1 protein-coding gene is annotated in these 1,223 nt (G+C 65.5%); it reads right to left on the minus strand.

Annotated features, from left to right (window positions below; genetic code table 11):
* Positions 1 to 242: 242 nt before the first annotated feature.
* Entirely contained in the window at positions 243 to 1,112 is an 870-nt protein-coding gene (locus tag ACWDU1_RS32445) for a 3-hydroxybutyryl-CoA dehydrogenase (RefSeq protein WP_450004234.1), read from the minus strand.
* Positions 1,113 to 1,223: the final 111 nt, after the last annotated feature.

Here is a 1,223-nt window from a genome sequence, read left to right on the forward strand (position 1 = left end):
CTGGTCGCTCCAGAACCGGGCGGGCCCCACCCTTGACGGATGCGACCATCCGGATGAAGGTGGCGGGGATCAACCGTCTCACATACACCATGAAAATCTGGGCGGGTTCCGCGATCGTGGAAGTGCTCGACGGCCGCGACCTATGGTGGGTGCGCGCACGCCGCTCCCTCCCTCTGGTCGCTCCAGAACCGGGCTCGCCCATGGATGGCGTCCATCCGGAAAGAACGCTGGAATGGGCTCGGCTATTTGCCGCCGTACTGATAGAAGCCCGCGCCGGTCTTCTTACCCAGCAGGCCCGCCTCGACCATGCGCATGAGCAGCGGCGGGGCCGAATACAGCGGTTCTTTGAATTCGCCGTACATCGAATCGGCGATGGATTTCACGGTATCGAGGCCGACCAGATCGGTGAGCGCCAGCGGGCCCATCGGATGCGCACAGCCCAGCACCATCGCCTTGTCGACGTCCTCCTTGGTGGCGAACCCGGACTCGACCATGCGGATCGCGGAGAGCAGGTAGGGCACCAGCAGCGCGTTGACGACGAAACCGGAACGGTCGGAGGAACGCACGACCTCCTTGCCCAGGATCTCGGCGGCGAACTTCTCGGCCCGCTCGGAGACCGCGGTGCTGGTCTTGAGGGTGGTCACCAGTTCGACCAGCGGCAGCACCGGGACCGGGTTGAAGAAGTGCATACCGACGACCCGCTCGGGGTTGTTGGTGGCCACGGCGATCTTCATGATCGGAATCGAAGAGGTGTTGGAGGCGAGCACCGCGCCGGGGTCGGTGACGACCTTGTCGAGTTCGGCGAAAATCGAGGTCTTGACCTTCTCGTCCTCCAGCACCGCCTCCACGACCAACTGACGGTCGGCGAAATCACCCAGATCGGAGGTGAAACGCAGCCGCCAGGCCGCCTGCTCACGCTCACGCTCGGTGATCTTGCCGCTGCTCACCCCGCGGTCCAGCGACCGCAGAATGCGCGACCGGCCGGCCGCGGCGAGTTCACGGGTCTGCTCGTACACCAGCACATCGACGTGCGCGCGAGCGCAGACCTCTGCGATACCGGCGCCCATCTGTCCGGCGCCGATGATTCCAACACGCTGAATCTTCTCACTCACGTCCCGCTCCTGTGTCTATGGCGCCGCCTCCGGCGGCGCGGGTTGGGGCCCTATTGACCCCGGTTCTTCACTCCCGCCGGTCGGTCGCTGCGCTCCCTCCCTCTGGTCGCT

This window comes from Nocardia sp. NPDC003345 (genome assembly GCF_053589395.1).